Here is a 26,722-nt window from a genome sequence, read left to right on the forward strand (position 1 = left end):
AGGGTGAAGCCCGGGTGTGCGACCAGCGGCTCCCCTATGCGGACATCGTCGGTAGAGTGACTGGATCTCTGTGGTGTACCTGGCTGGACCGACTGATGACACCCTGTCCGCGTGAACCGACCTCCTTCCACCCCACGTGACTGTCCGCCCCTCGCCCACATGTCTCTCTTTTCACCCTCGGCAGTGACGAAATCGGACGAGGCACGGCCCTTCTCCCCTATCAGCCTGGCCACGGAAGGCCGACACTGAAATTGCCCTCGTACAGGTTGGGCGAGGGCTGCAGTCCGAGGAGTGATCTCAATGCCCGCAGACCTCATGGCCATGTGTCACCAAATGATGATGTGGCTCCACCAGATGGGCGTGCCGATGCCGCCGATGCACGACATGCCGCCGATGCCGGGCATGTGAGCGCACATCCCGGAGTCGCCGGGTCGCACCGGCGCACGCCACGAACCGAGCGCGGACCGAGTTGGAGGAATCGTGGATGCCACAGTTCCCGATGTGAACGTCGTGCGCATCGCGGTCGATCTCGCAGGACGCGCCCCGTCTGTGCACAACAGTCAGCCGTGGCACTGGACGTATTCGAACGGTCGTCTGGACCTGCACACCGAGCGCGCACGGCTTCTTCCCGAGGCAGATCCGTCGGGCAGGCAGCTGGTGATCAGCTGTGGGGCCGCGCTGCACCACCTGGAAGCGGCATTGACGACGTTGCGTTGGGCAACCGATGTGGAGCGCTTCCCGGACGGGACGAACTCGGACCATCTGGCGACCCTGCGCTTCCACCGGGACGCGCATCCCGCCGCGCACGACTTCGACCTCCTCGCCGCAATCCGCCACCGGCACTCCGATCGCCGACCTTTCGGGCCGATCGGTGCAGGGCACCGTTTGCCGTCCGCGCTCCCCGACGTAGTGGGCGGACGGGCCGTGCGGGTCACCGTTCTGTCGGCAGACGCACGGCCGACACTGGCCGCGGCGACTCGCCTGACCGCCTCGGCACGGCGGTACGACGCCGCTTACCACGCCGAACTGTACTGGTGGACAGGTCATTTCGATCCAACCGGAGGAATACCACCCGAGGCGCTGGCGACCGCGGAGAATCGTTCACATGTAGACATCGGACGCGGATTTCCCGATGGGCTCGACGACGACTCCGTCGAGGAGACTGACAAGTCGACCGTGCTCGTGCTGAGCACCGATGCCGACCACCGGCCAGATTGGCTCCAGGTCGGCGAGACACTGTCACTGGTGCTGCTCGAGGCCACGATCGACGGACTCGCGACCTGCCCCCTGACTCACCTGACCGAACTGAGGCAGAGCCGTGACATGGTCCGTGAGCTCATCCCCGAGGGCGGGTTTCCGCAGGTGCTGATCCGGGTGGGTGTCGCTACGAGCGAACGCGTTCCGCGGCAAACACCTCGGCGGCCGACGGGCTCTGCTCTCTCCGTCACTCCTCGTCCGCTGCGCCCCTGACGTCCGGACTGTCGTTGATGCCCGAGAGCACGAAGTAGTTCTCCTCCTCCTGCACGAAGTGCAGTCGCAGCAACGCGTGTAGCCCGTACAGACAGGCGAGCAAATCCTCGGATCGGGCGGGATCGAGTTCGTCGTCCTCTTCCATCCGGCACCGATGGGTGTGCAGTCGACGCCCCAGCCGCGCGATCTCGGCGTGCATCCGGCTCATGGTGGCGGTCGCCTCGCTGCTGCCGAGCGGCGAGGCCAGGGCGGGATACAACTGCGTCTCCTCGGCCTGTTCGTGCGGCAGGAGCGTGTCGACGAGAAAGTCGTCGGCGCGTCGCAGAAGCAGCGCGGTGCGGTGGGGGTCGTCGCCCGCCGCGACGAGCTGAGCCGTGTCGCGCAACACTCCGAGCCGGTCGCGCATCGCGTCGTGTTCGGCGGAGAATCGATGCAGCATTTCGTCGGTGCTCGCGGGGATGCCCCTGTCCCCCGTCCCGCCACCACCCATGGCCCGGAGTGCGTTGAGTATGACAGCGACGTCGATCACCTCCTGTAGCAGTGCACCCACGGCAGGGGCGAGCAGTCCGGCCGCCGCGAACGCCATGGCCAGCAGGGACAGTCCCATGCCTACGACGGCGCTCTCGACGGCAATGCGGCGGGATCTGCGGGCGATCTCCATCGCGTCTGCGAGGCGGTCGAGACGATCGGTGGTGAGGACGACGTCGGCGGCTTCCGAGCTCGCGGTCGATCCGCGCGCGCCCATCGCGACGCCGACGGTCGCGGCGGCGAGAGCCGGAGCGTCATTGATGCCGTCTCCGACCATGACGGTGACCGCGGACTCGCATTCACGTCGCACTCCCGCAACCTTGTCCGACGGGGTCTGCTGGGCGCACACCAGGTCGAGACCGAGGACGGTTCCGATCTCCTCGGCAGGTTCGCGGCGGTCACCGGTCAACATGACGAGGCGATCGAGTCCGGCCGACCGCAGTCTGCGGAGGGTGCGCGGCGCGTCCCGGCGCAGCGGGTCGACGAACTGGACGGCACCTGCCAGGTCCCCGTCGACGGTCACCCACACGACGACCCCACCGTCGAGGGCGCTGCGTGTGACGACCCCGCGCGCCCACTGTGGGGCGTCGTCGGGGATCTGGCGGGCTCCGACGGTGACCCGGTGCCCGTCGACAGTCGCCGTCACGCCTGTGCCGGCTTCCTCGACGACGCGGCTGGGGTAGGACAGTGGCAGGCTGCGGGTTCTCGCCTCCTGAACGAGGGCGGCGGCGAGGACGTGGGGCGACACCTGGTCGGCGGATGCAGCGAGGCGCAGGATCTCGGCGGTGTCGACGCCTGGTGCGGCGACGACATCGGTTCCGGCGGGCCTGCCGGTGGTGAGGGTGCCGGTCTTGTCCATCACGAGAGTGCGGGCGTGTCCGAGGTTTTCGAGTGCGCCGCCGCTGCGGATCACCACTCCGATCCGGGAGGCGCGGGAGAGTCCAGAGACGATTGCGACGGGCGCGGCGAGCAGCAGTGGGCACGGGGTGGCGACGACGAGGACCGCGACTGCGCGCTCGGCAGTGCCGCTGAGCGCCCATGCGGCGAGGGCGAGTGCGAGGGCGACAGGGACGAACCAGGCGGCAACCTGGTCCGCGAGCCGGACGACCGGCGCGGACTCGGCGGCGGCGTCCCGGGCAAGCCGGACGACACCCGCGTAGGTGCTGTCCTCGGCTGTCGCGGCGGCCTCCATCTCGAAGACGTCAGCGGCGTTGACGACGCCGGATCGCACCGCTGCACCAGGATGATGCAGGACGTGCAGGGATTCTCCGGTGAGCGCGGATTCGTCGAGGGTCGCGTCTCCCCTGGTGACCCAGCCGTCGACCGGGACGGTTTCGCCCGGTCCAACCACTAGTGTGTCTCCGACGGCGATCTCGTCGATCGGCACGACTTCGACGTCATCGCCGACGCGTCGCCGTGAAGTGCGTGGGGCGCGGTCAACGAGGCTGTGCAGATCCTTGGAAGCTCGGCGGGATGCTGCGGCGTCGAGGCTTCGGCCGGTTCCCACCATGACGGCGACGAGCGCGCCTGCGAGGTACTCCCCCACCAGCAGGGTGCCGACAAGGGAGAGAACCGAGATGAGGTCGACTCCGATCTGCTTGTGACGCAGGGATCGCGCGACCCACCACGCCGACGGGACGATCGCGGCGACTGTGCCGATCGCCCAGCAGAGGTCGGCGACACCGGGTTCGTCCGCGATCCAGGCGACACCGCCTGCCACCAACGCGGTGGCGGTCGTGACCAGCAGTGCGGGTTCGACCACCCCGCCCCAGCGGGGGTCTGCGACCGGTTGCCCGGCAGGCCCTGTGGTGACCGAGGTGCCCACGCTAGGACGCCACTCGCGCGGCGACGTAGTCGGTGACGGCACGCAGCGTAACGAGGTGGTGATGGTCCGCCTCGGGAATGTCGACGCCGAATCGCGCGTGCAGTCGGACGAGGAAGTTCCGCCAGTCCATCGAGTCCAGGTCGACCTGGTCACGGAGGGGTTCGTCGGCGTCGAGCTCGTCCGGTTCGACTTCGGGGGCGATCTCCTGCAATGCCGCGACGACGGCGGCACCGACCTGGGTTGTGTCCATGTTCGACTCCTCAGAGTTCGTGCGGATGTTGTAGCCGCTTGCGGATGTCGAGGAGGAACTGTGCGCCGCGGTGCCCGTCGGACACCCGGTGGTCCGCGGCGAGGGTCGCGGTGACGACAGGAACGGCGCGGAGGGTCCCGTCGGAGACCCAGGGTCGCTCGGTAGTGGTGCCGAATCCGACGAGGGCGACCTGTGGTGGGTAGATCACCCCGAACACGGATCGCACACCCTGGTCGCCGAGGTTCGTCACCGTCAGCGTCGGGTCGGACATCTCCGAGCTGCGCATCGAACCGGCGCGTACTCGGGCGACCAGGTCGACCAGGTCGGCCATCAGCTGGTCGAGTGGTTTGTCGGCGGCGTCGTGGATGGCGGGGGCGACGAGCCCGCCCTGCCGCAGTGATACTGCCACACCGACGTGCACCGATTTCTGCGGGCGGAACTCGCCGTCGACCCAGAAGCCGTTCATCTCGGGGTAGCGGGTGGCTGCCAGTGCGACCGCCTTGAGGTGCAGTGCGGCCGTCAGGATTCGATCGGTGACCGGGCGGTCGGCGTTGACGCCGTCGAGCCAGCGCGTCGCGGAGTCCATCGGGATGTCCTCGGCGAGGTAGTAGTGCGGGATCTCGCGTTTGGATCGGCTCATCGCGGCGGCGATCACCCGGCGCATGCCGCGCCCCCTGTCGACCGAGTCGGGGGCCGTCGTCGAGGCGGCGGCGTGGCGTACGTCGTCGAGGGTGACGGATGCCTGCGGACCGGTGCCGGTGAGGGTGGTCGGGTCGACGCCGAGCGCGGCGGCTTCGCGCCGGGCCGCGGGCGAGATGTGTTGTCGCTGCGCCGGTCGGTCGGCGTGCGCAGGCGACGAGGAGGCAGGTGCCGGCGGTGCGGGCGCGCGGCTCGTGTCCGGTGCGGGGGCGCGGCTCGTGTCCGCGGTCGGTGCGGATTCGCCGGGCTCGAGCAGGGTGGCCAGTGGTGTGCCGACGGCCACCGTCGCACCAGGCTCGACGAGGAGCCGGTGGATCGTGCCCGCACTCCAGATCTCGACGTCGACGGCCGCCTTCACAGTGTCGACAGTGGCGACGGCCTGTCCACGTTCGACGGTGTCGCCTGGGTGGACAAGCCAGTCGGTGAGCGTGCCCTCCTCCATGTCGGAGCCCAACGACGGCAATACGAAGTCGTACATCGTGTTCCACCTCACCTGCCGCCGAGCAAGTTTCGTGCCGTGGAGACGATCGTGTCCACCTGGGGTATCGCCGCGTGTTCGAGGTGCCGGGGATACGGGACCGGGACCTCAGCGCTGCACACCCGTTGTGGTGGGGCGTCGAGGTCGTAGAACGCCGACTCCGCGATGCGCGCGATGACTTCGGCGGCGAGGCTTCCGCTGCGCCAGCCCTCGTCGACGACGACGACGCGACGGGTCCTGGACACGGACGCGATGATCGTGTCGGTGTCGAGGGGCCGCAGGACACGCAGGTCGACGACTTCGGCGTCGATTCCCTCGCCCGCGAGCACTTCGGCCGCCGCGATCGTCTTCGGCAGACATCCACCGTAGGTGACGAGGGTGACATCGGTTCCGCTCCGGCGGATGCACGCCGACTCGATGTCCACCGGCTGCAGCCGGTCGAGGTCGGCGGTCGTGTTGTAGAGGCGGACATGCTCGAAGATGACGACCGGGTCGGGATCGGCCAGGGCCGGGGCGAGCATGCCCCTCGCGTCGGCGACCGTCGCGGGGGCGAGGACTCGGATGCCAGGTATGTGTGCGTACCAGTTCTCGAGACTGTGCGAGTGTTGCGCGGCGAGTTGCCTGCCCGCACCGGTCGCCATCCGGACGACGACGGGCACCGAGAACTGACCTCCCGACATGTGCCGGAGACAGGCCGCGGTGTTCACGATCTGGTCGAGCGCGAGGAGGCTGAAGTTGACGGTCATGATCTCGACGATCGGTCGCATGCCGCCGATCGCCGCGCCGATGCCGACACCGACGAACCCCAGTTCGGACAGGGGGGTGTCCCGGATGCGGTCAGGCCCGAATTCGTCCAGTAGTCCTTTCGACACGGCGTAGGTGCCGCCGTATCGGCCGACGTCCTCCCCCATCAGGAAGACGCGGGAGTCCGCGTGCATCGCCTCGCGGATCGAGTCGCGGAGGGCGTCGCGGTAGCTGGTGGTCACGGTGCCTCCAGTGCCGTGTCCACGGTGGTGGTCACGTTGCGCATCAGGTCGCTCGGTTCCTCCCAGGTGCCTGCGTCGGCGAATGCCACCGCCGCACCGACCTCGGTGGCGACGTCGGCGTCGATGCGCTGGAAGTCCGCTTCGGTGAACAGCCCGAGTTCCTTGAGTCGTGCGGAGAAGGTGTGGATGGGTCCGCGTTCCTTCCAGGCGTCCACCTCCGACTTGTCGCGATACAGCTCGGGATCGAACATCGAGTGGGGGCGGAACCGGTAGGTCTGGAACTCGATGAAGAACGGGCGGCCGGTCTCGCGGACATGGGCGGCGCCGGTCCGGGCCGCGTCGAGGGTCGCGGTCACGTCCATGCCGTCGGCGCGGAGGGTGTCGACACCGTAGGAGGCTGCCTTGACGCACAGGTCGGTCTGCGACTCGGAGCGCGCCAGGGCCGTTCCCATCGCGTAGAGGTTGTTCTCGCAGCAGAACAGGACGGGCAGCTGCCACAGTGCTGCGAGGTTCAGCGACTCGTGGAAGGCGCCCTCAGCCATGGCGCCTTCGCCGAAGAAGCAGGCGGTGACGCGGCGGGTGTTCTGCATCGTGTCGGCGAGTGCGAGTCCGACGGCGAGCGGAAGTCCGCCTGCGACGATGGCGTTTCCGCCGTAGAAGCGGGTCGTGGCGTCGAACAGGTGCATCGAACCGCCGCGGCCGCGTGAACATCCTTCGCGTCTGCCGAACATCTCCGCCATGATCTCGTTCATCGGGACGCCGTGGACCAACGCGTGGCCGTGTTCGCGGTACGTGGCGATGACCGCGTCGCCCCTCTCGAGGGCGTGCAGGGCGCCGACCGCGACGGCTTCCTCCCCGATGTAGAGGTGCAGGAACCCACGGATCATCCCGGCGCCGTAGAGTTCCGCCGCCTTCTCCTCGAGACGCCGGATCCGGAGCATGTCGGTAAGGAGGGTGACGGCCAGCGTCCGGTCGAGGGGGAAGCCGGTTGCGGTCATCGCCCCGCCTCCAGCGTCGAAGTGTCCCCTTCGGGCAGTCCGAGTTCCCGCGCCTTGAGGAGTCTGCGCATGATCTTGCCGCTACGGGTGTGCGGCAGCGTGTCGACGAAGTCAATGGATTTCGGAGCGACAGCGGCCCCCAGCCTTGTGCGAGCGTGGGCGAGGAGTTCGCGGCGCAGGGCGTCGTCGGCTGTCCATCCGGCGCTGAGGGAGACGAAGGCCTTGACGATGTCTCCGACGGTCTCGTCGGGGACGCCGATCACGCCTGCCTCGGCGACGGCGGGGTGCTGCATGAGGACGTTCTCCACCTCGAACGGCCCGATGAGGTGGCCGGCGGACTTGATGACGTCGTCGGCTCGGCCGACGAACCAGAAGTAGCCGTCCTCATCGCGTTTCGCGAGGTCACCGGTGAGGTACCAGTCTCCGGCGAAGCACCGCCGGTAGCGTTCGTCGTTGTTCAGGTACCCGCGGAACATCGACGGCCATCCGCGGCGCAGCGCCAGTTCGCCCTCGGTATCGGAGGCATCGACGACAGTGACGTCACGGGCCTCGTCGCCGTCACGCCGTGGGGCGACGATGCAGGCGTCGACGCCGGGCAGTGGGCGGCCCATCGAACCCGGTTTGATGTCGAAGCCCGGCGTGTTGGCGATCATGATTCCGCCGGTCTCGGTCTGCCACCAGTTGTCGTGGACGGGGTGGCCGAGGACGTCGCGGCCCCAGATCACCGCATCGGGGTTGAGGGGTTCACCGACGCTGGCGACGAACCGCAGCCGGGGGAAGGCGTATGTCCGGGCGAGGTCGGGTCCTGCCTTCATCAGCATGCGGATCGCGGTGGGTGCCGTGTACCAGACGGTGACCGCCTGCTCGGCGAGGATGCGGTACCAGCGTTCGGCGTCGAATTCTGCGGGGTCGACGACCGAGGTGATGCCGTGCAGCAGCGGTGTGATCACGCCGTAGGAGGTGCCGGTGACCCAGCCTGGATCGGCTGTGCACCAGAAGGTGTCCGTCGGGTGGAGGTCGAGTGCATAGCGACCGGTGGCGAAATGCGTCGCCACCGCGCCGTGGACGTGGATCGCTCCTTTCGGGGTTCCGGTGGTGCCGCTGGTGAAGTGCAGCAGCGCCGGATCGTCCCGGGAGGTCGGGGTGATGTCGGCAACGTCGTCCACCTGCGACATCGCGGTCGCGAAGTCGACGGTGTCGGAGGACGGGGCGGCGTCAGTGCCACCGATCACGAGGACGTGGCGGAGGGTGGGCAGGTCGGAGCGGATCGACGCGATCCGCCGCCGGTACAGGGAGTCGGTGGTCACGAGCATCTGCCCGGCGCCGAGCCGGATGCGGGTGGCTAACGGTTCCGGGCCGAACGCGGAGAACAACGGCGACACGACACACCCGTTGCGGAGCGCGCCCAGGATCGCGATGTACATCTCGGGGATCCGCCCGAGGATGACGAAGACACGGTCGCCCTTTCCGACGCCGAGGGCCCGCAGCACGTTCGTGAATCGCCTGACCCGGCTGCCGAGTTCGGCGAAGGTCAGGCGTTCGGTGACGAACGAACCGGTCGCGGACTCCCCCGACCCGACGAACCGGAACGCGCAGTGGTCCGCCAGCGGCCCGTGGAGGTGCCGGTCCACCGCGTAATGGGCGATGTTGCATCCGCCGGGCGCCGCACCGAGTTCCCGATCGACGGCCGCCCAGGAGAATCGGGCGCGTTCACCGTCGTAGTCGGTGAAGTTGGGTGTTGTCCCGCCGGCGGCCGGTATGTGCGAAACGATGGTCATCGAGAGTCGACTTCCTCGTGGGAGGGATGTTCGAGCCGAGATGTGGCTTCAGCATCGGCCCGGAGAGTTGGGGCCGGATAGAGGCGAAGGACCATTCTCGGTGACTTATGCCCCTGACCCCGGCGGTGGGCAGTGGGGTTGACTGGTCGCGACGGCCTCGGCGGATCGGATCGGGTGAGATCAATGGCGCGGACCCAGGCGGTACAGCCGAACCCCACGGTGGCGATCAGGGAGACACACACCGCCTACGTCGTCATGGTCGGCGATGTCGTGTTCAAGGCGAAGAAGCCCGTCCGGACGGCGTTCCTGGATTTCGCCACGCCGGAGCGGCGCGCGGCGGCGTGCCTGCGTGAGGTGGAGCTGAACAGCCGGTTGTGTCCGGACGTGTACCTCGGTGTCGCCGAACTGACCGATCCGGCGGGCGGTGCAGCGGAACCGCTGGTGAAGATGCGACGAATGCCGGAGAACCGGCGTCTGACCGCGATGATCACCGCGGGTGAGGACGCGACGGGCGAACTTACCGCGATCGCTCGGGTCGTCGTCCGGTTCCACCGGGAATGCCCGCGGGGGCCCGACATCGATCGGGACGCGTCACGCGATGCTGTGGCCGCGCGTTGGCGGGACAACCTGACCGAGGTCCGCGGGTACGACGAGACGGTGTTGCCTGCCGCGACGATCACCGAGATCGGCCGCTGCGCGGACGAGTACCTGGCAGGCCGTGAGGTGCTGTTCACCGAGCGGATCGCGGAGCGGAGGATCGTGGACGGGCACGGGGATCTGCTCGCGGACGACATCTTCTGTCTGCCCGACGGTCCGCGGATACTGGACTGCCTCGACTTCGACGATCGGCTGCGACATGTCGACGTCGTCGACGACATTTCCTGTCTGGCAATGGATCTGGACAACCTCGGCCGGGCGGATCTGGCGGCGCACCTGCTGACCCGGGTCCGGGTGGAATCCGGTGACGACCCGCCGACGTCCCTGGTACACCACTTCGTCGCCTACCGGGCGTTCGTACGGGCCAAGGTCGCGGCCCTGCGCCACAACCAGGGTGCGGCGGGCGCGCAGTCCGAAGCCCGGCGGCACGCCGACCTGGCACTGCGTCACCTCTGCGCTGGGTCGGTGCGGCTCGGGCTCGTCGGAGGCCTCCCCGGTACGGGCAAATCCACGCTCGCCCGGTCGATGAGCGCCCGCACCGGCGCGGTCGTCCTCGCCAGCGACGGAGTGCGGAAGCAACTGGCGGGTCTCGATCCGCGGACGCCGTGCCCCGCCGAGTACCGGGAGGGTCTGTACACGCAGGACATGACGGATCGCACGTACACCGAGATGCTCGAGCGTGCGACGGCGTTGCTGTCCACGGGCAGGTCGGTGCTGCTCGACGCCTCGTGGATCGACCCGCGGCACCGCGAGTGGGCCGTTGCCGCCACCCACCGAACCCACAGCGACCTGGTCGAGCTCGAATGCACCGCACCGCGATCCGTCGCGATGGAACGGATCGAGCAGCGTCCGCGGGGCCAGTCGGACGCCGACGGCGCCGTGTTCGACGCGATGGCGCGGCACCGTCGGCGACGAACCTCGGCCACGGTCGTCGACACGAGAGCCGGCCCCGGTGTGGCGGTCGACGCCGCCATCACCGCCTGGGGAGCGGCCGGCGTCTGGGACGTGACGGGAGACACCCCATGACGGACATCGTGACACTGACGATGAATCCCGCCCTCGACATCAGCACCACGGCGGATCGCGTCGTCGCGACGGACAAGGTGCGCTGCGGTGTGCCGCGACGGGACCCGGGCGGCGGCGGGATCAACGTCGCCCGCGTCCTGACTGCGCTCGGTGAACCGGCGACAGCGGTGTTCCCGTCCGGGGGGCACAGTGGCCGCGCGCTGGAGGATCTCATCGCCTCCGAGGGGGTCCGGGCCCACACGGTGACGATCAGGCGATCGACCCGGGAGAGCTTCACCGTCAACGAGGATCGCACCGGCCTGCAGTACCGCTTCGTACTGCCCGGGCCGGAACTCGCGGCGGTGGAGGTCGATGCGTGCCTGCACGCGCTCGCGTCGACGGCCCAGGGCGCGAGGTTCATCGTGGCCAGCGGCAGCCTGCCGCCCGGGGTGCCGGTCGACTTCTTCCAGACCGTCGCGGACGTGGTGTCCGGCGTGGGTGCACGCCTGGTGGTGGACACGTCGGGGCCACCACTGCGCGCGCTTCGTCGCGGGGTGTATCTGCTCAAGCCGAGCATCCGTGAGTTGCGCGACTACGTCGGGCACGATTTGCGGTCCGTCGACGATCAGGTGGCTGCCGCACGCGCCATCGTCGATCGAGGAGTGTGCGCTGTGGTCGTGGTGTCGCTCGGGGCGGACGGTGCCGTGCACGTGACGACCGAGGGGGCCGAACACACGCGGTCACTGCACGTGCCCGTCGTCAGCGGGATCGGTGCGGGCGACAGCATGGTTGCGGGCATCGTGTTCGGTCTCACCCGCGGGTGGGAGTTGCGTGATGCGGTGCGCTACGGCGTTGCCGCAGGCGCGGCGGCGATCGGCAGTCCCGGAACCGCGCTGTGCGATCGAGCGGAGGTCGATCGCTGCTACGCGCTGCTCTCGTCGGGCGGCGCAGGCGAAACTTGACCCCCCGGGAACGGGCCACGTCAGGCGTCGCCGGATGCTCAACGCAGGTGCGCGGCGATGGAGAAGGCCCAGGCCCTCACGTCGCCCCAGTCCCGGTTGTCGCCGTACCGTGCACCCATCAGACGCATGATCACCCGGAGACGACGCTGCGGAGGGCGGTCGAACACGCCCGCGAACGCGTGGAACTCGGTGACGCCGAGCATGTCCCGCACGGAGGCGATCGCCGGCGGCACCATCCGGCGGAACACCGCGCCGATCGGACCGCGCAATGCGGGACCCATCCCGACGCTGAACAGCCACGTCGGTCGCGCCGACAGGTCCGCGCGGTGCCGTTCGATGTAGTGGTGGAATTCGGGGAGGTAGTCGCCGTCGTGGATCGCGCTGCCGAGGACGACCGCCGCGAACCCACCCGGGTCGGGATCGTCGGTCACCGATGCGACGACGGCGGAACGTCCTGCCGCGGTGAGGGTGTCACCGATGCAGTTGGCGATCGTCGCGGTCGAACCCTGCACGCTGGCGTACGTCACCAGGACGGCCGGGGTTGACGTCACCGCGCCGGGTCCGGTTCACCGTGCCGGGCCGACCGGGCACGGTCGAGCAGGATCCGGCGTTCGGCGGTCGCGACGAGACGGCGCGTGTACGCCGCGGTGTCGGGGGTGACGGACACCGACGTGATCCCCTGCCGGACGAGGTGTTCGGCGAGGGCCGGGTTCGTCGAGACGGCCTGCCCGCACAGCGACGTGGTGAGCCCGGCGTTCGTCGCACGGTCGATGATCGTGTCGATGGCGTCGAGGACCGCCGGGTCCATCGCGTCGAACAGGTCCCGGCAGATCTCCGAGTCGCGGTCGACGCCGAGGACGAGTTGCGTCAGGTCGTTGGTGCCGATGGACACGCCGTCGATACCGAGCTCCGCGTAGCGGGGAAGCCAATAGCAAACGGACGGTACCTCCGCCATGATCCACCGATGCATGCTCCGATCGGATCCCAGGGGGTGCGCATCGAGCAGTCGCAGGCAGGCCTCGAGCTCCCACCGAGTACGAACGAACGGAATCATCAGGTGCACATTCGGGTATCGCTCCCGAACGCTGCGGATCACGTCGAGGTCGAGGCGGAACAGTTCCGGTTCGCGGACGTACCGGAAACAGCCGCGGTACCCGATCATCGGGTTGTCCTCCACCGGCTCGACATCACCGCCCGACAGGTTCGCGAACTCGTTGGTGCGCAGGTCGATCGCGCGGTAGATCACCGGCCTCGGGTGGAACGCGGCGGCGATCCGGGCGACGCCGGACGCCATCTGCGCGACGTACTCGTCGCGTCTCCCCTCGGCGAGGATGGTCGCCGGATGGACTCCCTGCAGGGCGTCCATGATCATGAACTCGGCGCGCAGGAGGCCGACCCCGTCGACGTCGGCCGCTGCGACCCTTTCCGCCGCCTCCGGTGTCGCGAGGTTGACGTACACCGCCGTCGCGGTCGGCTCGGTCCGCCCCGGTTCCCCGATGTGCACGGGCGGAATCGGCTCAGCGGCGGCCTCCGATGCGGCGACCGCGCCGCCCTCGACCACCGTACCGGCGTCACCGTCGATGGTGACAAGGGTCCCGTCGACGAGGACCGACGTCGCGTCCCTTGCGCCGACGACCACCGGTCTGCCGAGTTCCCGGCCGACGATCGCGGCGTGGCAGGTGATGCCGCCGCCGTCGGTGACGATTCCTGCCGCCCGGCGCAGCACCGGAAGCCAGTCGGGCCGCGTCATGGGTGCGACGAGGATGTCGCCGTCGTGCAGCTGGCGGGCGTCGGCGACCGAGTGCAGCACCCGCACCGTGCCGGAGGCCGTTCCGGGGCTCGCGCCCAGGCCGTGTGCCAGGACCCGGCCGTCTGCGGCCGGAACGGGGGCAGCGACGCCGTCCCCACCGAGGGTGGTGATGGGGCGGGTCTGGACGATCCACAGGTCGTCGCCGGCGAACGCGAACTCGAGGTCCTGCGGCGCGCCGTACCGCTCCTCGACGGCGACGGCCAGCCGTGCGAGCCGCTCCAGGTCGGCGTCGTCCAGTACACGGTGCCCGCGGTCGGCAAGGGGGATCTCGGTGCGCCGGTCACCGTCTGCGCCGCCGGTGATGGTGAACGACTGCGATCCGATGTGGACGTCGAGGACGCCGAACCCGTCCTTGCCGACGACGTACGTGTCCGGTTCAACCTGCCCACCGACGACCACCTCACCGAGCCCGGTCGCCGCCTCCACCAGCACCCGCTCGCGGTCCCCGCTACGCGGGTCAGCGGTGAACGCGACCCCGGACCGGTCGGACGGGACCATCACCTGGACGACGACGGCGACGGAGGGCTCGTCGTCGACGTTCTGGATGCTGCGGTAGCTCAGTGCCCGCTCCGACCACAGCGACGCCCAGCAACGACGAACCGCGTCGACGACGTCGTCGACGCCACTGACGTTGGTGAAGCTGTCATGGATACCGGCGAAGGAAGTGTCGGCGGCGTCCTCCCCCGGCGCCGACGACCGCACCGCGACCAGGGTCGCGTCACCGAGATCGCGGTAGGCGTCGGCGATCTCGGTGCGCAGCGTGTCCGGGATGGGTGCGGCCAGGACGCTCTCCCGCAGCTCCGTCGCCGCGGCCGCGAGTTCGGCCTCCGCTGCACCCGCGGCAGGTAGGCGGCGGGCGCGCAGGCTACCGCGAATCCCGGCCGTCGACATCGCGTCGAGGTACGCCTCGCGGGTGACGACGAACCCGGCGGGGACCGGGAAGCCCGCGTGGGTCAGCTCGCCGAGATTGGCAGCCTTCCCTCCCACGGCGGGGGTGTCGGACAGCCGAAGGCCGCCTATCGGGCGGATCCATTGGCGGTCCACGCTTGCCGGGGTGGTGCCGTTCATGCCGTGCTCCTCACCGTCACGGTTCAGCCAACACGGCCGCCGCGGCTCGCCCAAGGGCCTTAGGTCACCAATCGGGGCGCGGTGGAGACGGCCCGAGGTCCAATGGCCCTACCCGCGGGCGTGGCGCACCTGTGACGCTGATCTGAGCGGAAGGAGCGGTCATGCACGCGCGACACATCATGAGCAGCCCGGTCACCACGGTGACCCCGCAGACGCCGATCGACGAATGCCTGCGGATCGTCGAGAAGTCCGGATTCACCGTGCTCCCCGTCCTTGACGACGGGCACAACCTGGTCGGCATCGTCTCCGAGGGCGACCTGCTGCGCGAGAAGTTCCGCGCGCCGTCCGACGAGGCGTCGGTGACGGCGTCCGTGACGATGACGAGTCCAGTGGTCGCGATGGACCCGGACGTCGACGTCAGCGCACTCGCGTCGGCGATGCTGCGATCCGGCCTGCGGGGCATTCCGATCATGCACGAACGCGACGTGATCGGGATAGTCACTCGTCGCGACCTGATCTCGGTGCTCACCATGGACGACGACCACATTCGGCGCGAGGTCCAGCACCGACTGGACGTGTACGCGGGATCGCCGAAATGGTCCGTCACGGTCGCCGACGGCGCGGTCCGGGTCAGCGGGCTCGAGTCCGGGGACGCGGAGAGCGGCGTCGTCGCCGCGCTCGCGGAGACGACCCCCGGCGTGACCGCCGTCGAGTTCGGGTAGGCATCACACGGTTGTCGCGCATCTGCCCGGACAGATCACGCAACGCCGTCAGATGCGCAGAGCCACAGAGTCTTCCGCAGAGCCGGGACACAGCGCGACTACGTCGCGGAACCCGTCGGCGAGCGCTCCCGCGAGGACCTCGACGTCGGGTACCGCTGCTGCGTCGGCGTTCACCCCGACGCAGCACCGGGACCGGTACGACATCAGGGTCACGTTGAATGCGGACCCCAGGGTCGGGCTGAACGCGTAGTGGCCGAGCAGTTCCGCGCCCGCGACGAAGAGCGGCACCGGCGACCCTGTCACGTTCGATGCGACCAGGTCGACGTGTTCGAGCATCCCGACGAGCACGGCGACCGGAAGCAGGTTCAGGGTGCCCGCGATGACGGGTGACAGCGCAACCGCCGGTTCGTGCCGCCAGGTGTCGACCACGGTGTGGATGTGGCGGATGAGTTCGGCGGGGTCGGTCACGTCGGTGGGCAGCGGGAACCGGGCGAGGGTGATCCGGTTGCCGCCCACCGCATCACCCTCGGCGCGCAGGTTGATCGGCAATGTCACCCGCAACCGGTCCACCGGGGCGCCGTGGTGGCGGTGATAGCGGCCCGAGCCCAGAAGCACCGCCGCGAGGAAGGCGTCGTTGATCGATCCGCCCGCCGCCTCCGCGGCGGCTCCGAGGGCCCGTACGTCCACGTCGAGAGTGGCGAGTCGCCGGACGGTGCTGCGGTCGGTCATCACCGGGGACAGTGTGGTGAACACGGGACCGGTCAACCGGAGCGTCGACGCCAGTGTGGTCGCCGTCCTGCGCGCCGCGCCTACCGGGTCGCGGGCCGCCGCGGTCGACGCGCGCACCGCCGTGCGGCCGGCGGCGGCCAGGTGGCCCGGCCAGTAGCCTGCGCGTGGCGCGGCGACGGGCAGACCACCCTGCTGTGGTTCGTCCGCCTGGGCCTCCTCCCGGAGGTCGCCGTCACGGGTCAGGGCAACGATCTCCCTCATGATCTGCATCCCGCCGACCCCGTCGGTCAGGCTGTGGTGCACCTTGGTGACGAGCGCGGCCCGCCCGCCCGGGAGTCCACCGAGTGTGGTGAACTCCCACAGCGGGCGATCCTTGTCGAAGGCGCCCATCGTCGCCGTGCGCGCGAAGTCCAGGACCTCGCGCCAGCCCTGCCCATCCGTGACGTTGAGCGAACGGAGGTGCCAGCTCAGGTCGAAGTCGGGGTCGTTCACCCAGTAGGGCGGCGTCGTCCCGAATCGGGGTGTGACCACCCGGCGCCGGAAGAGCGGAACCCTCCGCGTACCCCGCTCCATCATCGCGACGAATCGGTCCGGATCCGGCAGGCGGTCGAGGAGCGCGACGGCCACGATCGTCGACCGCAGCACCGGGTCTGTCTCCATCCGCCAGGACATCAGATCCGTCTGCGTCAGGTAGCGGCGGGGTGCGTCCATCACGACCACCTCGACTCGTTGTGGGTTCATGCTCCAGTATTCGGCGGGACGCGAGCAGATCACAGTGACGAAGGATGCCCCTCGGCAGGACCTTGGACCCTGCCCGACCCGAATCCGGTGCGCGAGCATGAATGCACGACCGATCGGACGAACCGGGCAGGCCGGCAGGCCAGGTCGACAAGGAGGGCCGTCATGCGAACGCTCGTGGTCTACGAATCGATGTTCGGCAGCACCAGGCTCGTCGCCGAGGCGATCGCCCGTGGTGCCGCGGACGCCGGGGAGGCACAGGCGCTTCCGGTGGCTCGCGCCGATGCGGAGGACCTCACCGGATACGACCTCGTGGTCGTCGGCGGACCGACCCACCTGCACGGGATGAGCCGGCCGTCGAGTCGTCGGGGCGCCGAGCAGACCGCCGCGAAGCCTGGAGCCGACGAGACCCTCGAACCGGGTGCCACGGAAACCGGTGTGCGGGAATGGCTCTCGACACTACCCTCGGTGCACGGTCGTGCCGCCGCGTTCGACACCCGCAGACACGCACCCGCCCTGCTGACCGGCCGGGCGTCGAACGGCATCGGAAAGGGGCTGCGGCACCGCGGATACGACCTGGTGGCCGAGTCGGAGAGTTTCCTCGTCGACAAGAAATCCTGCCTCGAGCCCGGCGAGGAGGCGCGGGCCGAGCAGTGGGGCCGCGCGCTTGCGGGCACTCGATGACGAGCGAGGAATCCCCCATGGACGAGGACGTGACCATCACGTTCCACGGAGCCGCGCAGACCGTGACCGGATCCTGCATGGAACTCTCATCCGCGGGACATCGCATCCTCATTGACTGCGGGCTGTTCCAGGGGTCCCGGACACTGGAGATGCTCAATCACGCGCCCTTCGAGTTCGATCCGACGACGATCGAGGCGGTGGCGCTCACCCACTCCCACATCGACCACTGCGGGCTACTACCAAAGCTGGTGGCCCAGGGGTTCGGCGGACCGATCTTCTGCACCGCACCGACGGCAGACCTGCTCGAGTACATGCTCGCCGACGCCGGACGGATCCAGGAGTTCGAGGCGACCCGGCGCAACCGGCGCCGGGACCGCGCAGGCGAGGAACGGTTCACGCCGCTCTACACCGAGCAGGACGCCCTCGCGGCGTGGCGACGCACCCGGCCGATGGGGCTCGAGGAGTGGTTCGAACCCGCACCGGGCTTCCGGTCGAGACTGTGGAACGCCGGACACATCCTCGGCGCAGCGTCCGCCGAGGTCGACACCGGTGATGTCCGGGTGCTGTGCTCCGGTGACCTCGGCCCGCAGCACAAGGCGTTCCAGAACGCACCAGCCGGACCGACCGGGGTGGACCACGTCGTCTGCGAGTCGACCTACGGCAGCCGGTCCCGAGAACGGCCGTCGCTCGAGCAGCGGCGCGACCGGCTCGCCGCTGAGATCGACGAGGCCCTCGCCCGCGGCGGCAACCTGGTGATTCCGGCGTTCGCTTTGGAACGCACCCAGGAACTGCTGCTCGACATCGCGCACCTGGCCGACGCGCATCGGATTCCCGACGTGCCGGTGTTCGTCGACTCGCCGCTGGCGACGCGCGCGACCAGTGTCTTCGCGCGGCATGCCAGTGAACTCGAAGACCTCGGCGACACGGACGTGTTCCGTCACCGCGTCTTCCACTTCGTCGAAAACGCCGACGTCTCCGCGCGGATCAACGACATGTCCGGAGTCGTGGTCATCGCCGCGTCGGGCATGTGCGAGGCCGGACGCATCCGGCACCACCTTGCACACAATCTGCACCGGCGGGACTCGACCGTCCTGTTTGTCGGGTACCAGGCGCAGGGGTCGCTGGGACGGGTGCTCCTCGACGGCGCCCCGCGCGTGCGGATCTCGGGGTCCGATGTCAACGTCCGCGCCCGGATCCGGCGCATCGACACCTATTCCGCGCACGCCGACCAGACCGAACTGCGGAACTGGATCGCGCACCGCGCGCCGATCACCGGTGGACTGTTCCTCACCCACGGTGAGCCAGGGTCGATCGCCACATTGAGCGCGCTGGTCGGTGAGGACACGCCGCAGCTGCCGGTCCTCACCCCCTCGATCGGCGAGACATACCTGTTGCCTGCCGCCGCCCCCGCCACACTGGTCGCCGCCGCGCGCCCCGACGCAGCCCGCCTCGTCGGCCGCGACTGGCAGAACGACTACGTGGAGTTCACCCTCGGGCTCAAGGAGCGACTCTCCCGGATCCCGGACGTCGCGGACCGGCAGAGGGCGGTCGAGGAACTGCGCCGGGTCCTCGATGTGTACACCGACGGGCGGCCGTCAACCGGCAGCACCGCCGGACGCGACGGCGCCCGGCGCCACGACGGCACCGGGCACGCGGACTTCCACCAGGTCAGCTCGTCGCGTCGTCGCCCCCGCCGGAAGTCTTGATCTCGACGTGCCTTTCCGCCGACGGCCTGTCCGCCACCGGTACCGTCACCGTGAGGATCCCGTCGGCGTACGTGGCGTCGATGTCACCTTCCTGTGCCCCGGACGGCAATGGCATCGACCGATAGAAGCTGCCGTAGTGGAACTCCGACCGGGTGCCCTCCGACTTCTGTTCGCTGCGTTCGGCGGTGATCGTCAGCTGTCCGTCGCGGACGCTGATGTCGATCTCCTTGCCCGGGTCGACCCCGGGTAGTTCGGCACGCAGCGTGTACCGGCCCTCCCCGAGGTGCTCCTCGACGCGGATCATGTGACTGTCGAGCGGTGTCCACGGCGACATCGACTCGAGCCGAGTCACCAGGTCGGACCAGTCCGGCATCGCCGGCCACATCGACATCGGTTGGTGCTGGTGACGGGGAGAGAGCGTGCCCATGACATTCCTCCAGGTGTTCCGTTCGGTGTCCCTCTCGGGTGCTGTCCCCCCGATTTCACCGCTGTCGGCACGTGGCGGGTAGGGCCGAGAGTCGTCCGGGCGGGGACAGTGGTCACCCGGGCGCCTCCCGGTCGGTGCACTCGCAGACCTGCCGGTCAGTGCGTGTGCACGATCAGCAGCGGGCACGTCACCGAATGCAGCAGTGACCGGCTGGTCGATCCGAGCAGCATGCTGGCGAAGCCGCCGCGGCCTCGACAGCCGACCACCACGAGTTGGGCGAGGTTCGCGAGTTCGGTCAGGGTCCGCGCGGGCCGGTCCTCGACAACGGTCCGCCGGACCTTGACGTCGGGGAAGTTCGCGGCGTGGCCCGCGAGTGCCTCCGCTAGGGCGGCTTCCTCCCGGGTGCGGATCGACGTCCATTCCAGGCCCTGGTTCCGTGAGAACACGTTGGCGACGGCGGTGTCCGACCAGGCGTGGACGGCGATGAGTTCGGTGCCGCGCAAGGATGCTTCGGTGAAGGCCTCGGTGAGGACGTGGTCGGTGCCGGGTGCTCCGGCGACACCAACGACGACCGGCCCGCCCAGGGCGTCCACACCGTCTGATCGGGCGGGGACGACGGCGACCGGGCATGGGGCGTGTGCGGCGACTGCGGGACCGACCGCCCCGAGTAGGTCCCCGGTGACTTCACCGAGCCCGCGGGAACCGACCACGACCATCCGTGCGGAGGCGGCCCGGTCCAGCAGGACGGGCACCGGATGCCCTGTGACGAGTTCGCATTCGATTGTCAGTGGCTTCGACTGCGGCGACTCATCGGTCCGGGTTGACTCCGCGACGTCTCGGGCCAGAGCACTCGCGTGCGCCAGTGTGCGTTCGCCTTCACGTTCCTGGTCGTCGAAATAGGACGGCGGCAGGCCGATGGGGACCCCGTAGGTGCCTGCGACGAACCTTGTCGCGACCAATTGAAGGGAGGTTCCCCGGCGCATCGCGTTCTCCGCCGCCCACCGGACGGCCTGGTTGGAGGCGGCCGATCCGTCGACCCCCACGAGGATCGCAGTGTTCGCGTTCATCGGGTTCTCCTCTGATTCGATACCCCGTCGACCGGCGTGGCGTGGCGCCCCGCGACAGGGTTCATTGCCTCATCGTGGCGTCGGCGGCCCGGAGGGAGGAGAGGCCAAGGTCACCGGAACACCGTCACAGGTCACCCAGACGGCGGATACTGGAGCAGTACCGTGAGCCGTGCCGGAGCCGCGAGAGCGGAGGTTGCCGCATGATCAGTGTCTTTCTGGTCGATGACCACGAGGTTGTTCGCAGGGGGCTGGTCGAGCTGCTGGATTCCGACCCCGAATTGCAGGTGATCGGAGAAACGGGCACATACTCCGCGGCGCTGGCCAGAGTCCCGGCACTGCGGCCGGACGTCGCAGTTCTGGACGTGCGTCTGCCCGATGGCAGCGGCATCGAACTGTGCCGTGAGCTGATGGCGCGGCTGCCCACGCTGCGCTGCCTGATTCTGACGTCGTACAGCGACGAGGAAGCGATACTCGCCGCGATCCTGGCCGGTGCGAGTGGCTACGTCGTCAAGGACATCAAGGGACTCGAACTCGTCCGGGCGGTACATGAGGTCGGTGTGGGCAGGCCCCTTCTCGACAGCAACGCGACCGCCGCGCTCATGGCGAAGTTGCGGGAGGACGAACACGAGAACACCGGCCCCTTCGCCGGGCTGTCCGATCAGGAACGCACTCTGCTCGAACTGCTCGGGGAGGGGTTGACCAACCGGCAGATCGCGGCCCGGATGTACCTGGCGGAGAAGACGGTGAAGAACTACGTCTCCCGGCTGCTCACCAAACTCGGTGTCGAACGGCGCACCCAGGCCGCGGTGCTGGCCGCGAAGCTGGACCCGACATCCGGTCGTCCGTCCGGGACCGCGACGCCCACCCGGAGGGATCGGTGACCGGACACGGATCCGGCGACCACGAGGCGAACCCGGATCCGGTACCGAGGACGCAACCCGACGTGCGGGACCGCATCCTCGAGATCCTGCACACGAAGGAGAACGTCGACGGTCTGCTCAGCGCGATCCTGGCGGTGGCCTACGGTCTCGACCTCGACCGCACACTGCGCACGATCGTGCACGCCGCGGTCAGTCTGGTCGATGCGCGATACGGCGCGCTCGGTGTGCGGGGCGCCGGGGACGAGCTCGCCGAGTTCATCTACGAGGGAATCGATGAGGAGACTCGACCGCTGATCGGGGCGCTGCCCCGCGGCCGTGGCGTCCTCGGTGTCCTGATCGCGCATCCCGATCCGCTTCGCATCGACGATCTCTCGGCCCACCCGGCATCGGTGGGATTCCCGCCGCACCACCCACCGATGCGTACCTTCCTCGGCGTGCCCGTCCGGACACAGGACACGGTGTTCGGGAATCTGTACCTCACCGAGAAGGCGAACGGACAACGATTCACCGCCGACGACGAGGCTGCCGTCGAGGCACTGGCCGCCGCGGCGGGCATTGCGATCGACAATGCCCGACTGTACGGGCAGTCCCGAACCGAGCAGGCCTGGTCGGAGGCCACACGCGAGATCACGGTGGCGCTGCTCGCCGGCGACGAGCCACCGAGCGTTCTCCAGCTGGTCGCGGACAAGGTTGTGGAACTGACGGGTTCGGACTGCAGTTTCCTCGCTGTCCCAGACGATCCGGACACCGACCAGGAGTCGCTGACGGAACTGGTGGCGAGTGTCGTCGCGGGGACACCGCCCGTCGAGATCATCGGTCGCGCGATCCCACTGCACGGATCGGCGATCGGGACCGCCTTCTGCACACGGCAACCCGCCCACGCCGATCGACTGACCCTCGGCCCCTCCCACAGCCCGACGACTCTCCCCGGCGCGGCACTGGTGCTGCCGCTCCGTACCGCGAATGCGGTCTCCGGTGTGCTCGTGTGCCTTCGGAGCGCCGCGGGCGATCCGTTCGACCCGGACGAGTTGGAGCGGATGACGGTCTTCGCCGACCACGCCGCCGTCGCGCTCCGCCTGGCGAACGCCCAACGCCGGATGAGGGAACTCGACGTGCTCACCGATCGCGATCGGATCGCGCGCGACCTGCACGATCACGTCATTCAGCGACTGTTCGCAGTCGGCCTGTCACTCCAGGGAACCATTCAGCGCGCGAAGTCCACTGAGGTGCGGCAGCGACTGATGGGCACGGTGGACGACCTGCAGGAGATCGTCGAGGACATCCGCACCGCCATCTTCGACCTGCACGGCGGCGACGAGGGCGCCACCGACCTCCGGCGACGCCTGCACCAGGTCGTCGCCGAGGTCACCGCGGACTCCCGTCTCAAGACGACGCTTCACATGTCGGGTCCGCTCTCCGTCGTCGCACGGGGGTTGGCGGATCACGCCGAAGCCGTTCTCCGGGAGGCGCTGAGCAACGTGGTCCGGCACGCCTGCGCGACCGCTGTCACCGTGTCCGTCTCCGTCGGCGACGACCTGCGTCTCGAGGTCTCCGACAACGGGCGGGGCATGGCGGCGGGAACCCAGGGCTGCGGCCTCGACAACTTCCAGTCACGGGCCGCCGCGGCCGGTGGCACCGTCACCGTCGAGAGCACGGCGATGGAAGGGACCACCGTCCGCTGGCGCGCACCACTGCGATGAACCCGCGCTTCCCTTCGCCGCGCCGATCGACGTACGCTGACCGCGTCCCGAGATCCGTTCGGGGAGCAGGCGGGAACGCATGCGCGACAGAGTTGGTGAGACGGTGATGCGGCCGGTCGTCGACCTGCGCCGGCACGGCGTGGTCATCTTCGACCTCGGTGCCGTGGTGAATTCCGCCGACGGGGGACGGCCCCCCGAGTCTGCCGTGGCCCTTGCGGAGCGACTGCGACGTTCGGGCGTCGAGTACGCGCTCATATCTGCCCACCGGAACCCACCGAGTCCACTCGGGGGCGATGAGATCGCCCGGGCATTCCCGGTTCGGGTCGAGGGGTCTGCGCCGCAGGATGCGGTGGCACGACTGGGCTCTCGGCTCTCGACTGCCGTCCTCGTCGCATGCAACGAGGACATGGTCGAAGGGGCACGGCAATCCGGTTTCGCCCTCGTGATCGGTGTCGCCTCGATCGACAATGCCGACGCGTTGCTGCAGTGCGGCGCGGACGTGGTGGTGCGGGACATCGGCGAGATCGACATCCGGGCAGGCGACCGACGCGTCGCGGACATTCCCGGCGCGGTGACGGCGCGCCACGAGTTGGCGCCACCGCTCCGCGTCCGTAGACCGGCCGTTGTCCTCGACTTCGACGGGACTCTGGCCGACATCGTGTCCGATCCGGCGGCTGCCGCCCTCGCCGACGGTGTCGCGGCCGCACTGGCGCGCCTGGCAGCCGACGTCACGGTCGCGGTGATCAGTGGTCGCGATCTCGGCGACGTGCGGGCACGGGTCGGGGTCCCCGGTCTCTGGTACGCCGGCGGCCACGGTGTCGACATCGTCGGCCCAGACGGTCGGCGGTACGAGAATCCCGGCGCGTTTCGTGCGGTGAACCGGGACGTGAACTGGGACAAGGGGCAGGCCCTGCAGTGGATGCTCACGCACGCCATCGATTCGGACACGAATCTGCTCCTCTATGTTGGCGACGACCTCCCCGACGAGGACGCGTTCGACGTGGCCACCGCCGTCGGCGGCGTGGGGATCGTGGTCCGTAGCGCGGAAGCCGCCGACCGCAGATCCGCGGCGAGATATGCACTCGACGGCCCCGCCCAGGTACGCGAACTCCTCGAGCAGCTGGCGGATGCGGTGGACCGGGACCCTGTCGACGCGTCCCGCTCCACCGATTGGATCCTGCACTACGACGGCTACGATCCAGCGACCGAGAAATTGCGGGAAGCGATCTGCACGCTCGGCAACGGATTCTTCGCCACCCGCGGGTGCGCACCCGAATCCGAAGCCGGGCCCCGACATTATCCCGGAACCTATGTGGCCGGTATCTACAACCGTCTCGACGAGACACGATCGGACATGGACGTCGCGAACGAGAGCATGGTCAATGCGCCGAACTGGTTGACCACGACGTTCCGTGTCGGCGAGAGCAATTGGTTCGATGTCGACACCGCCGACCTGCTCGAGTATCACCAGTTCCTCAACATCCGGCGCGCGGTGCTGACCAGACGTCTCCGCTACCGTGACACACACGACCGGGTTACCACGCTCGTCCAGCGGCGCTTCGTCGCCATGCACCTCCCCCACGTCTGCGCGCTCGAGACCACCATTATTGCCGAGAACTGGTCCGGCACAGTGGAATTGCGCTCTGCCATCAACGGCGCCGTGCACAATTCCTTGGTCGATCGGTATCGTGATCTGCGCAGCGACCACCTCGAGCGGGTCGAGGGCACCGAATTGTCGCTCGACTCGGTGCTGTTGACGGCACAGACGAACCAGTCCCACGTTCCGTTGGCGACGGCGGCACGGACCACCACGTGGTCTGCGGGCAAGCGGTACGCCTGCCAGTACCGGTGGCTCCACTCGGACGGAATGGTCGGGCACGACATCACGTTCGATATCGCAGTCGGGCAGGCCGTTACGGTGGAGAAGGCGGTGACCCTCTTCACGGGGCGCGACCGCGCGGTGTCACACCCAGGGGACGAGGCGGCGCGATGGCTGTCCGGGCTCGGTCGGTTCGACGACCTGCTGGCCGGTCATGCGCTGATGTGGGAACAACTGTGGGATCGCGTCGGCATCGACGTCGCCGACCACGCGGACGCGTCCCGAATCCTGCGGCTGCACCAGTTGCACCTGCTGCAGACCGCGTCACCGACGACGGCCGACCTCGATGTCGGTGTGCCCGCACGCGGACTACACGGGGAGGCATACCGGGGCCACATCTTCTGGGACGAACTCTTCGTGTTCCCTGTGTTGAACCTGCGTGAACCCGCGCTGACGCGGTCGCTGCTGCACTATCGGTACCGGCGCCTGCCCGAGGCCCGCAGGGCGGCACGCGCGGCTGGATTCCGGGGCGCGATGTTCCCGTGGCAGTCGGGCAGCGACGGGCGCGAGGAGAGCCAGCAACTGCACCTGAATCCACAGTCCGGGCGGTGGCTTCCGGATGCGAGTTGGCGACAGCACCACATAGGGATCGCGATCGCCTACAACGTGTGGCAGTACTACCAGGTGACCGGTGACGTCGAGTTCCTCGCCGACATCGGCGCCGAGATGCTGGTCGAGTTGGCCCGGTTCTTCGCCAGCCTCGCATCGTACGACCGGGAGCGGTGCCGGTTCGTGATCCCGGGGGTAATGGGGCCCGACGAGTTCCACTCCGGTTCTCCGGACGACCCGTACGGCGGCGTCGACAACAATGCCTACACCAACGTGATGGCGGTGTGGGTGATCCTCCGCGCCCTCGAGGCACTCGATGCCGTACCTGCCGCGACGCGCACGCTCCTCGTCGACACACTGCACCTCGATGCGCAGGAGACGACCCGGTGGATCGAGGTCAGCCGCGGTATGTTCGTCCCCTTCCACGACCGGGTGATCAGCCAGTTCGAGGGCTACGGCGATCTGGCCGAACTCGACTGGACCGGGTACCGCGAGCGGTACGGGGACGTCCGGCGGCTGGATCGAATCCTGGAGGCGGAGGGCGACGACGTCAACCGCTACCGAGCGTCGAAGCAGGCGGACGTCCTCATGCTGTTCTATCTCCTCTCCGCCGACGAACTGAGGGACCTGTTCGACCGATTGGGCTACGACCTCGAACCGGACGACATCCCGCGAACCATCGACTACTACATGGCCCGCACGTCACACGGGTCGACATTGAGCGCGGTCGTGCACTCTTGGGTGCTCGCCCGCGCCAACCGCCACGACGCACTGCACTACTTCGATCTGGTGCTCTCCTCGGACGTTGCCGATATCCAGGGTGGTACGACTGCCGAAGGAATCCATCTCGCGGCGATGGCGGGCGGCATCGACCTCCTGCAGCGGTGCTTCACCGGGCTCGAAACGCGCTGTGACCAACTAGTTTTCGGGCCACACTGGCCTGAGGAGCTCGGTGCGCTGGAGTTTCCGATCTGCTATCGGGGCCATCAGTTGTGGTTGACGGTGAGCGGGCGGCAGATCGAGGTGAGCGCCGCCGAGGGTGACCAGCCGCCGATCGAGATCACGTGCCGTGACCGCGTGGTCGAACTGCGACCGGGCGGCACGGTCATGCTCGAGTAGGCGGCAG

20 protein-coding genes are annotated in these 26,722 nt (G+C 68.9%); 9 read left to right on the forward strand and 11 right to left on the reverse strand.

Annotated elements, in window-relative coordinates:
* The first annotated feature begins 480 nt into the window (after positions 1 to 480).
* Positions 481 to 1,470, forward strand: a complete 990-nt coding sequence (locus tag RHCRD62_RS09490) for an Acg family FMN-binding oxidoreductase (protein WP_172671035.1) — start codon at positions 481 to 483, stop codon at positions 1,468 to 1,470.
* Here RHCRD62_RS09490 and RHCRD62_RS09495 read toward each other — a convergent pair.
* The 6 genes from RHCRD62_RS09495 to acsA all read right to left on the reverse strand — a co-directional run bounded on the left by RHCRD62_RS09495 (position 1,445) and on the right by acsA (position 9,012).
* A complete protein-coding gene (locus RHCRD62_RS09495) occupies positions 1,445 to 3,760 on the reverse strand; it encodes a heavy metal translocating P-type ATPase (RefSeq protein ID WP_050064576.1) in 2,316 nt (771 codons plus the stop codon). The genes RHCRD62_RS09490 and RHCRD62_RS09495 overlap by 26 nt on opposite strands.
* A 64-nt stretch (positions 3,761 to 3,824) precedes the next feature.
* Complete coding sequence (locus RHCRD62_RS09500; RefSeq protein ID WP_050064408.1) at positions 3,825 to 4,073, reverse strand: acyl carrier protein; 249 nt, start codon at positions 4,071 to 4,073, stop codon at positions 3,825 to 3,827.
* Positions 4,074 to 4,083: 10 nt separating this feature from the next.
* Positions 4,084 to 5,250 (reverse strand): dihydrolipoamide acetyltransferase family protein, encoded by a 1,167-nt coding sequence (locus RHCRD62_RS09505; protein WP_050064577.1) that lies wholly within the window; start codon positions 5,248 to 5,250, stop codon positions 4,084 to 4,086.
* Between the two features lie 11 nt (positions 5,251 to 5,261).
* Positions 5,262 to 6,236 (reverse strand): alpha-ketoacid dehydrogenase subunit beta, encoded by a 975-nt coding sequence (locus tag RHCRD62_RS09510; RefSeq protein WP_050064409.1) that lies wholly within the window; start codon positions 6,234 to 6,236, stop codon positions 5,262 to 5,264.
* Positions 6,233 to 7,234, reverse strand: a complete 1,002-nt coding sequence (pdhA, locus tag RHCRD62_RS09515; protein ID WP_050064410.1) for a pyruvate dehydrogenase (acetyl-transferring) E1 component subunit alpha — start codon at positions 7,232 to 7,234, stop codon at positions 6,233 to 6,235. Before pdhA ends, RHCRD62_RS09510 begins: the two co-directional genes overlap by 4 nt.
* Complete coding sequence (acsA, locus tag RHCRD62_RS09520; protein WP_050064411.1) at positions 7,231 to 9,012, reverse strand: acetate--CoA ligase; 1,782 nt, start codon at positions 9,010 to 9,012, stop codon at positions 7,231 to 7,233. The genes pdhA and acsA overlap by 4 nt, the downstream gene beginning before the upstream one ends.
* Positions 9,013 to 9,195: 183 nt before the next feature.
* On the opposite strand from acsA, the gene RHCRD62_RS09525 reads away from it, so the two are divergent.
* Positions 9,196 to 10,695 carry a bifunctional aminoglycoside phosphotransferase/ATP-binding protein gene (locus tag RHCRD62_RS09525; RefSeq protein ID WP_050064412.1) on the forward strand — a complete coding sequence of 500 codons (1,500 nt, stop codon included), beginning with the start codon at positions 9,196 to 9,198 and terminating at the stop codon, positions 10,693 to 10,695.
* Positions 10,692 to 11,636 carry a 1-phosphofructokinase family hexose kinase gene (locus RHCRD62_RS09530; protein ID WP_050064413.1) on the forward strand — a complete coding sequence of 315 codons (945 nt, stop codon included), beginning with the start codon at positions 10,692 to 10,694 and terminating at the stop codon, positions 11,634 to 11,636. Before RHCRD62_RS09525 ends, RHCRD62_RS09530 begins: the two co-directional genes overlap by 4 nt.
* Positions 11,637 to 11,674: 38 nt before the next feature.
* Here the strand turns inward: RHCRD62_RS09530 and RHCRD62_RS09535 are convergent, their stop codons facing one another.
* On the reverse strand, positions 11,675 to 12,187 hold the full coding sequence (locus RHCRD62_RS09535; protein ID WP_050064414.1) for a flavodoxin domain-containing protein: 513 nt from the start codon (positions 12,185 to 12,187) through the stop codon (positions 11,675 to 11,677).
* A complete protein-coding gene (gene ppsA, locus RHCRD62_RS09540; RefSeq protein WP_050064415.1) occupies positions 12,184 to 14,514 on the reverse strand; it encodes a phosphoenolpyruvate synthase in 2,331 nt (776 codons plus the stop codon). The genes RHCRD62_RS09535 and ppsA overlap by 4 nt, the downstream gene beginning before the upstream one ends.
* 161 nt (positions 14,515 to 14,675) lie before the next feature.
* On the opposite strand from ppsA, the gene RHCRD62_RS09545 reads away from it, so the two are divergent.
* A complete protein-coding gene (locus tag RHCRD62_RS09545; RefSeq protein WP_050064416.1) occupies positions 14,676 to 15,236 on the forward strand; it encodes a CBS domain-containing protein in 561 nt (186 codons plus the stop codon).
* 48 nt (positions 15,237 to 15,284) lie between these two features.
* On the opposite strand, the gene RHCRD62_RS09550 is transcribed toward RHCRD62_RS09545, so the two are convergent.
* Positions 15,285 to 16,676: a wax ester/triacylglycerol synthase domain-containing protein gene (locus tag RHCRD62_RS09550; RefSeq protein WP_157050854.1), complete on the reverse strand. Its 1,392-nt coding sequence runs from the start codon at positions 16,674 to 16,676 to the stop codon at positions 15,285 to 15,287.
* 192 nt (positions 16,677 to 16,868) lie between these two features.
* On the opposite strand from RHCRD62_RS09550, the gene RHCRD62_RS09555 reads away from it, so the two are divergent.
* Positions 16,869 to 17,387, forward strand: a complete 519-nt coding sequence (locus RHCRD62_RS09555; protein WP_050064417.1) for a flavodoxin family protein — start codon at positions 16,869 to 16,871, stop codon at positions 17,385 to 17,387.
* 17 nt (positions 17,388 to 17,404) lie between these two features.
* Positions 17,405 to 19,093, forward strand: coding sequence for an MBL fold metallo-hydrolase RNA specificity domain-containing protein (locus RHCRD62_RS09560; protein WP_084734157.1), 1,689 nt, complete (start codon positions 17,405 to 17,407; stop codon positions 19,091 to 19,093).
* On the opposite strand, the gene RHCRD62_RS09565 is transcribed toward RHCRD62_RS09560, so the two are convergent.
* A complete protein-coding gene (locus RHCRD62_RS09565; RefSeq protein ID WP_050064418.1) occupies positions 19,056 to 19,520 on the reverse strand; it encodes an Hsp20/alpha crystallin family protein in 465 nt (154 codons plus the stop codon). The two genes, RHCRD62_RS09560 and RHCRD62_RS09565, sit on opposite strands and share 38 nt — an antisense overlap.
* Before the next feature lie 155 nt (positions 19,521 to 19,675).
* The gene (locus tag RHCRD62_RS09570) at positions 19,676 to 20,587 is read right to left on the reverse strand and encodes a universal stress protein (protein ID WP_050064419.1); all 912 of its coding nucleotides are present in this window, start codon (positions 20,585 to 20,587) and stop codon (positions 19,676 to 19,678) included.
* 200 nt (positions 20,588 to 20,787) lie between these two features.
* Here RHCRD62_RS09570 and RHCRD62_RS09575 point away from each other — a divergent pair, with 200 nt between their 5' ends.
* The 3 genes from RHCRD62_RS09575 (at position 20,788) to otsB (ending at position 26,715) form a co-directional block, all read left to right on the forward strand.
* Positions 20,788 to 21,468 (forward strand): response regulator transcription factor, encoded by a 681-nt coding sequence (locus tag RHCRD62_RS09575; protein ID WP_050064420.1) that lies wholly within the window; start codon positions 20,788 to 20,790, stop codon positions 21,466 to 21,468.
* Positions 21,469 to 21,530: 62 nt separating this feature from the next.
* Complete coding sequence (locus tag RHCRD62_RS09580) at positions 21,531 to 23,168, forward strand: sensor histidine kinase (RefSeq protein WP_050064579.1); 1,638 nt, start codon at positions 21,531 to 21,533, stop codon at positions 23,166 to 23,168.
* 79 nt (positions 23,169 to 23,247) lie between these two features.
* Entirely contained in the window at positions 23,248 to 26,715 is a 3,468-nt protein-coding gene (otsB, locus tag RHCRD62_RS09585; protein WP_084734159.1) for a trehalose-phosphatase, read from the forward strand.
* Positions 26,716 to 26,722: the final 7 nt, after the last annotated feature.

Source organism: Rhodococcus sp. RD6.2 (assembly GCF_001040705.1).
Taxonomy (GTDB): Bacteria; Actinomycetota; Actinomycetes; order Mycobacteriales; family Mycobacteriaceae; genus Rhodococcus_G.

Bases quoted from the DNA above. Each gene is read 5' to 3' on its own strand.
- RHCRD62_RS09550 (WP_157050854.1), bottom strand. From the start codon at position 16,676: ATGGACGCACCCCGCCGCTACCTGACGCAGACGGATCTGATGTCCTGG.
- RHCRD62_RS09570 (WP_050064419.1), bottom strand. From the start codon at position 20,587: ATGAACGCGAACACTGCGATCCTCGTGGGGGTCGACGGATCGGCCGCC.
- RHCRD62_RS09525 (WP_050064412.1), top strand. From the start codon at position 9,196: ATGGCGCGGACCCAGGCGGTACAGCCGAACCCCACGGTGGCGATCAGG.
- RHCRD62_RS09555 (WP_050064417.1), top strand. From the start codon at position 16,869: ATGCGAACGCTCGTGGTCTACGAATCGATGTTCGGCAGCACCAGGCTC.
- RHCRD62_RS09530 (WP_050064413.1), top strand. From the start codon at position 10,692: ATGACGGACATCGTGACACTGACGATGAATCCCGCCCTCGACATCAGC.
- acsA (WP_050064411.1), bottom strand. From the start codon at position 9,012: ATGACCATCGTTTCGCACATACCGGCCGCCGGCGGGACAACACCCAAC.
- RHCRD62_RS09575 (WP_050064420.1), top strand. From the start codon at position 20,788: ATGATCAGTGTCTTTCTGGTCGATGACCACGAGGTTGTTCGCAGGGGG.
- otsB (WP_084734159.1), top strand. From the start codon at position 23,248: ATGCGCGACAGAGTTGGTGAGACGGTGATGCGGCCGGTCGTCGACCTG.
- RHCRD62_RS09505 (WP_050064577.1), bottom strand. From the start codon at position 5,250: ATGTACGACTTCGTATTGCCGTCGTTGGGCTCCGACATGGAGGAGGGC.
- RHCRD62_RS09500 (WP_050064408.1), bottom strand. From the start codon at position 4,073: ATGGACACAACCCAGGTCGGTGCCGCCGTCGTCGCGGCATTGCAGGAG.
- RHCRD62_RS09560 (WP_084734157.1), top strand. From the start codon at position 17,405: ATGGACGAGGACGTGACCATCACGTTCCACGGAGCCGCGCAGACCGTG.
- RHCRD62_RS09565 (WP_050064418.1), bottom strand. From the start codon at position 19,520: ATGGGCACGCTCTCTCCCCGTCACCAGCACCAACCGATGTCGATGTGG.
- pdhA (WP_050064410.1), bottom strand. From the start codon at position 7,234: ATGACCGCAACCGGCTTCCCCCTCGACCGGACGCTGGCCGTCACCCTC.
- ppsA (WP_050064415.1), bottom strand. From the start codon at position 14,514: ATGAACGGCACCACCCCGGCAAGCGTGGACCGCCAATGGATCCGCCCG.
- RHCRD62_RS09545 (WP_050064416.1), top strand. From the start codon at position 14,676: ATGCACGCGCGACACATCATGAGCAGCCCGGTCACCACGGTGACCCCG.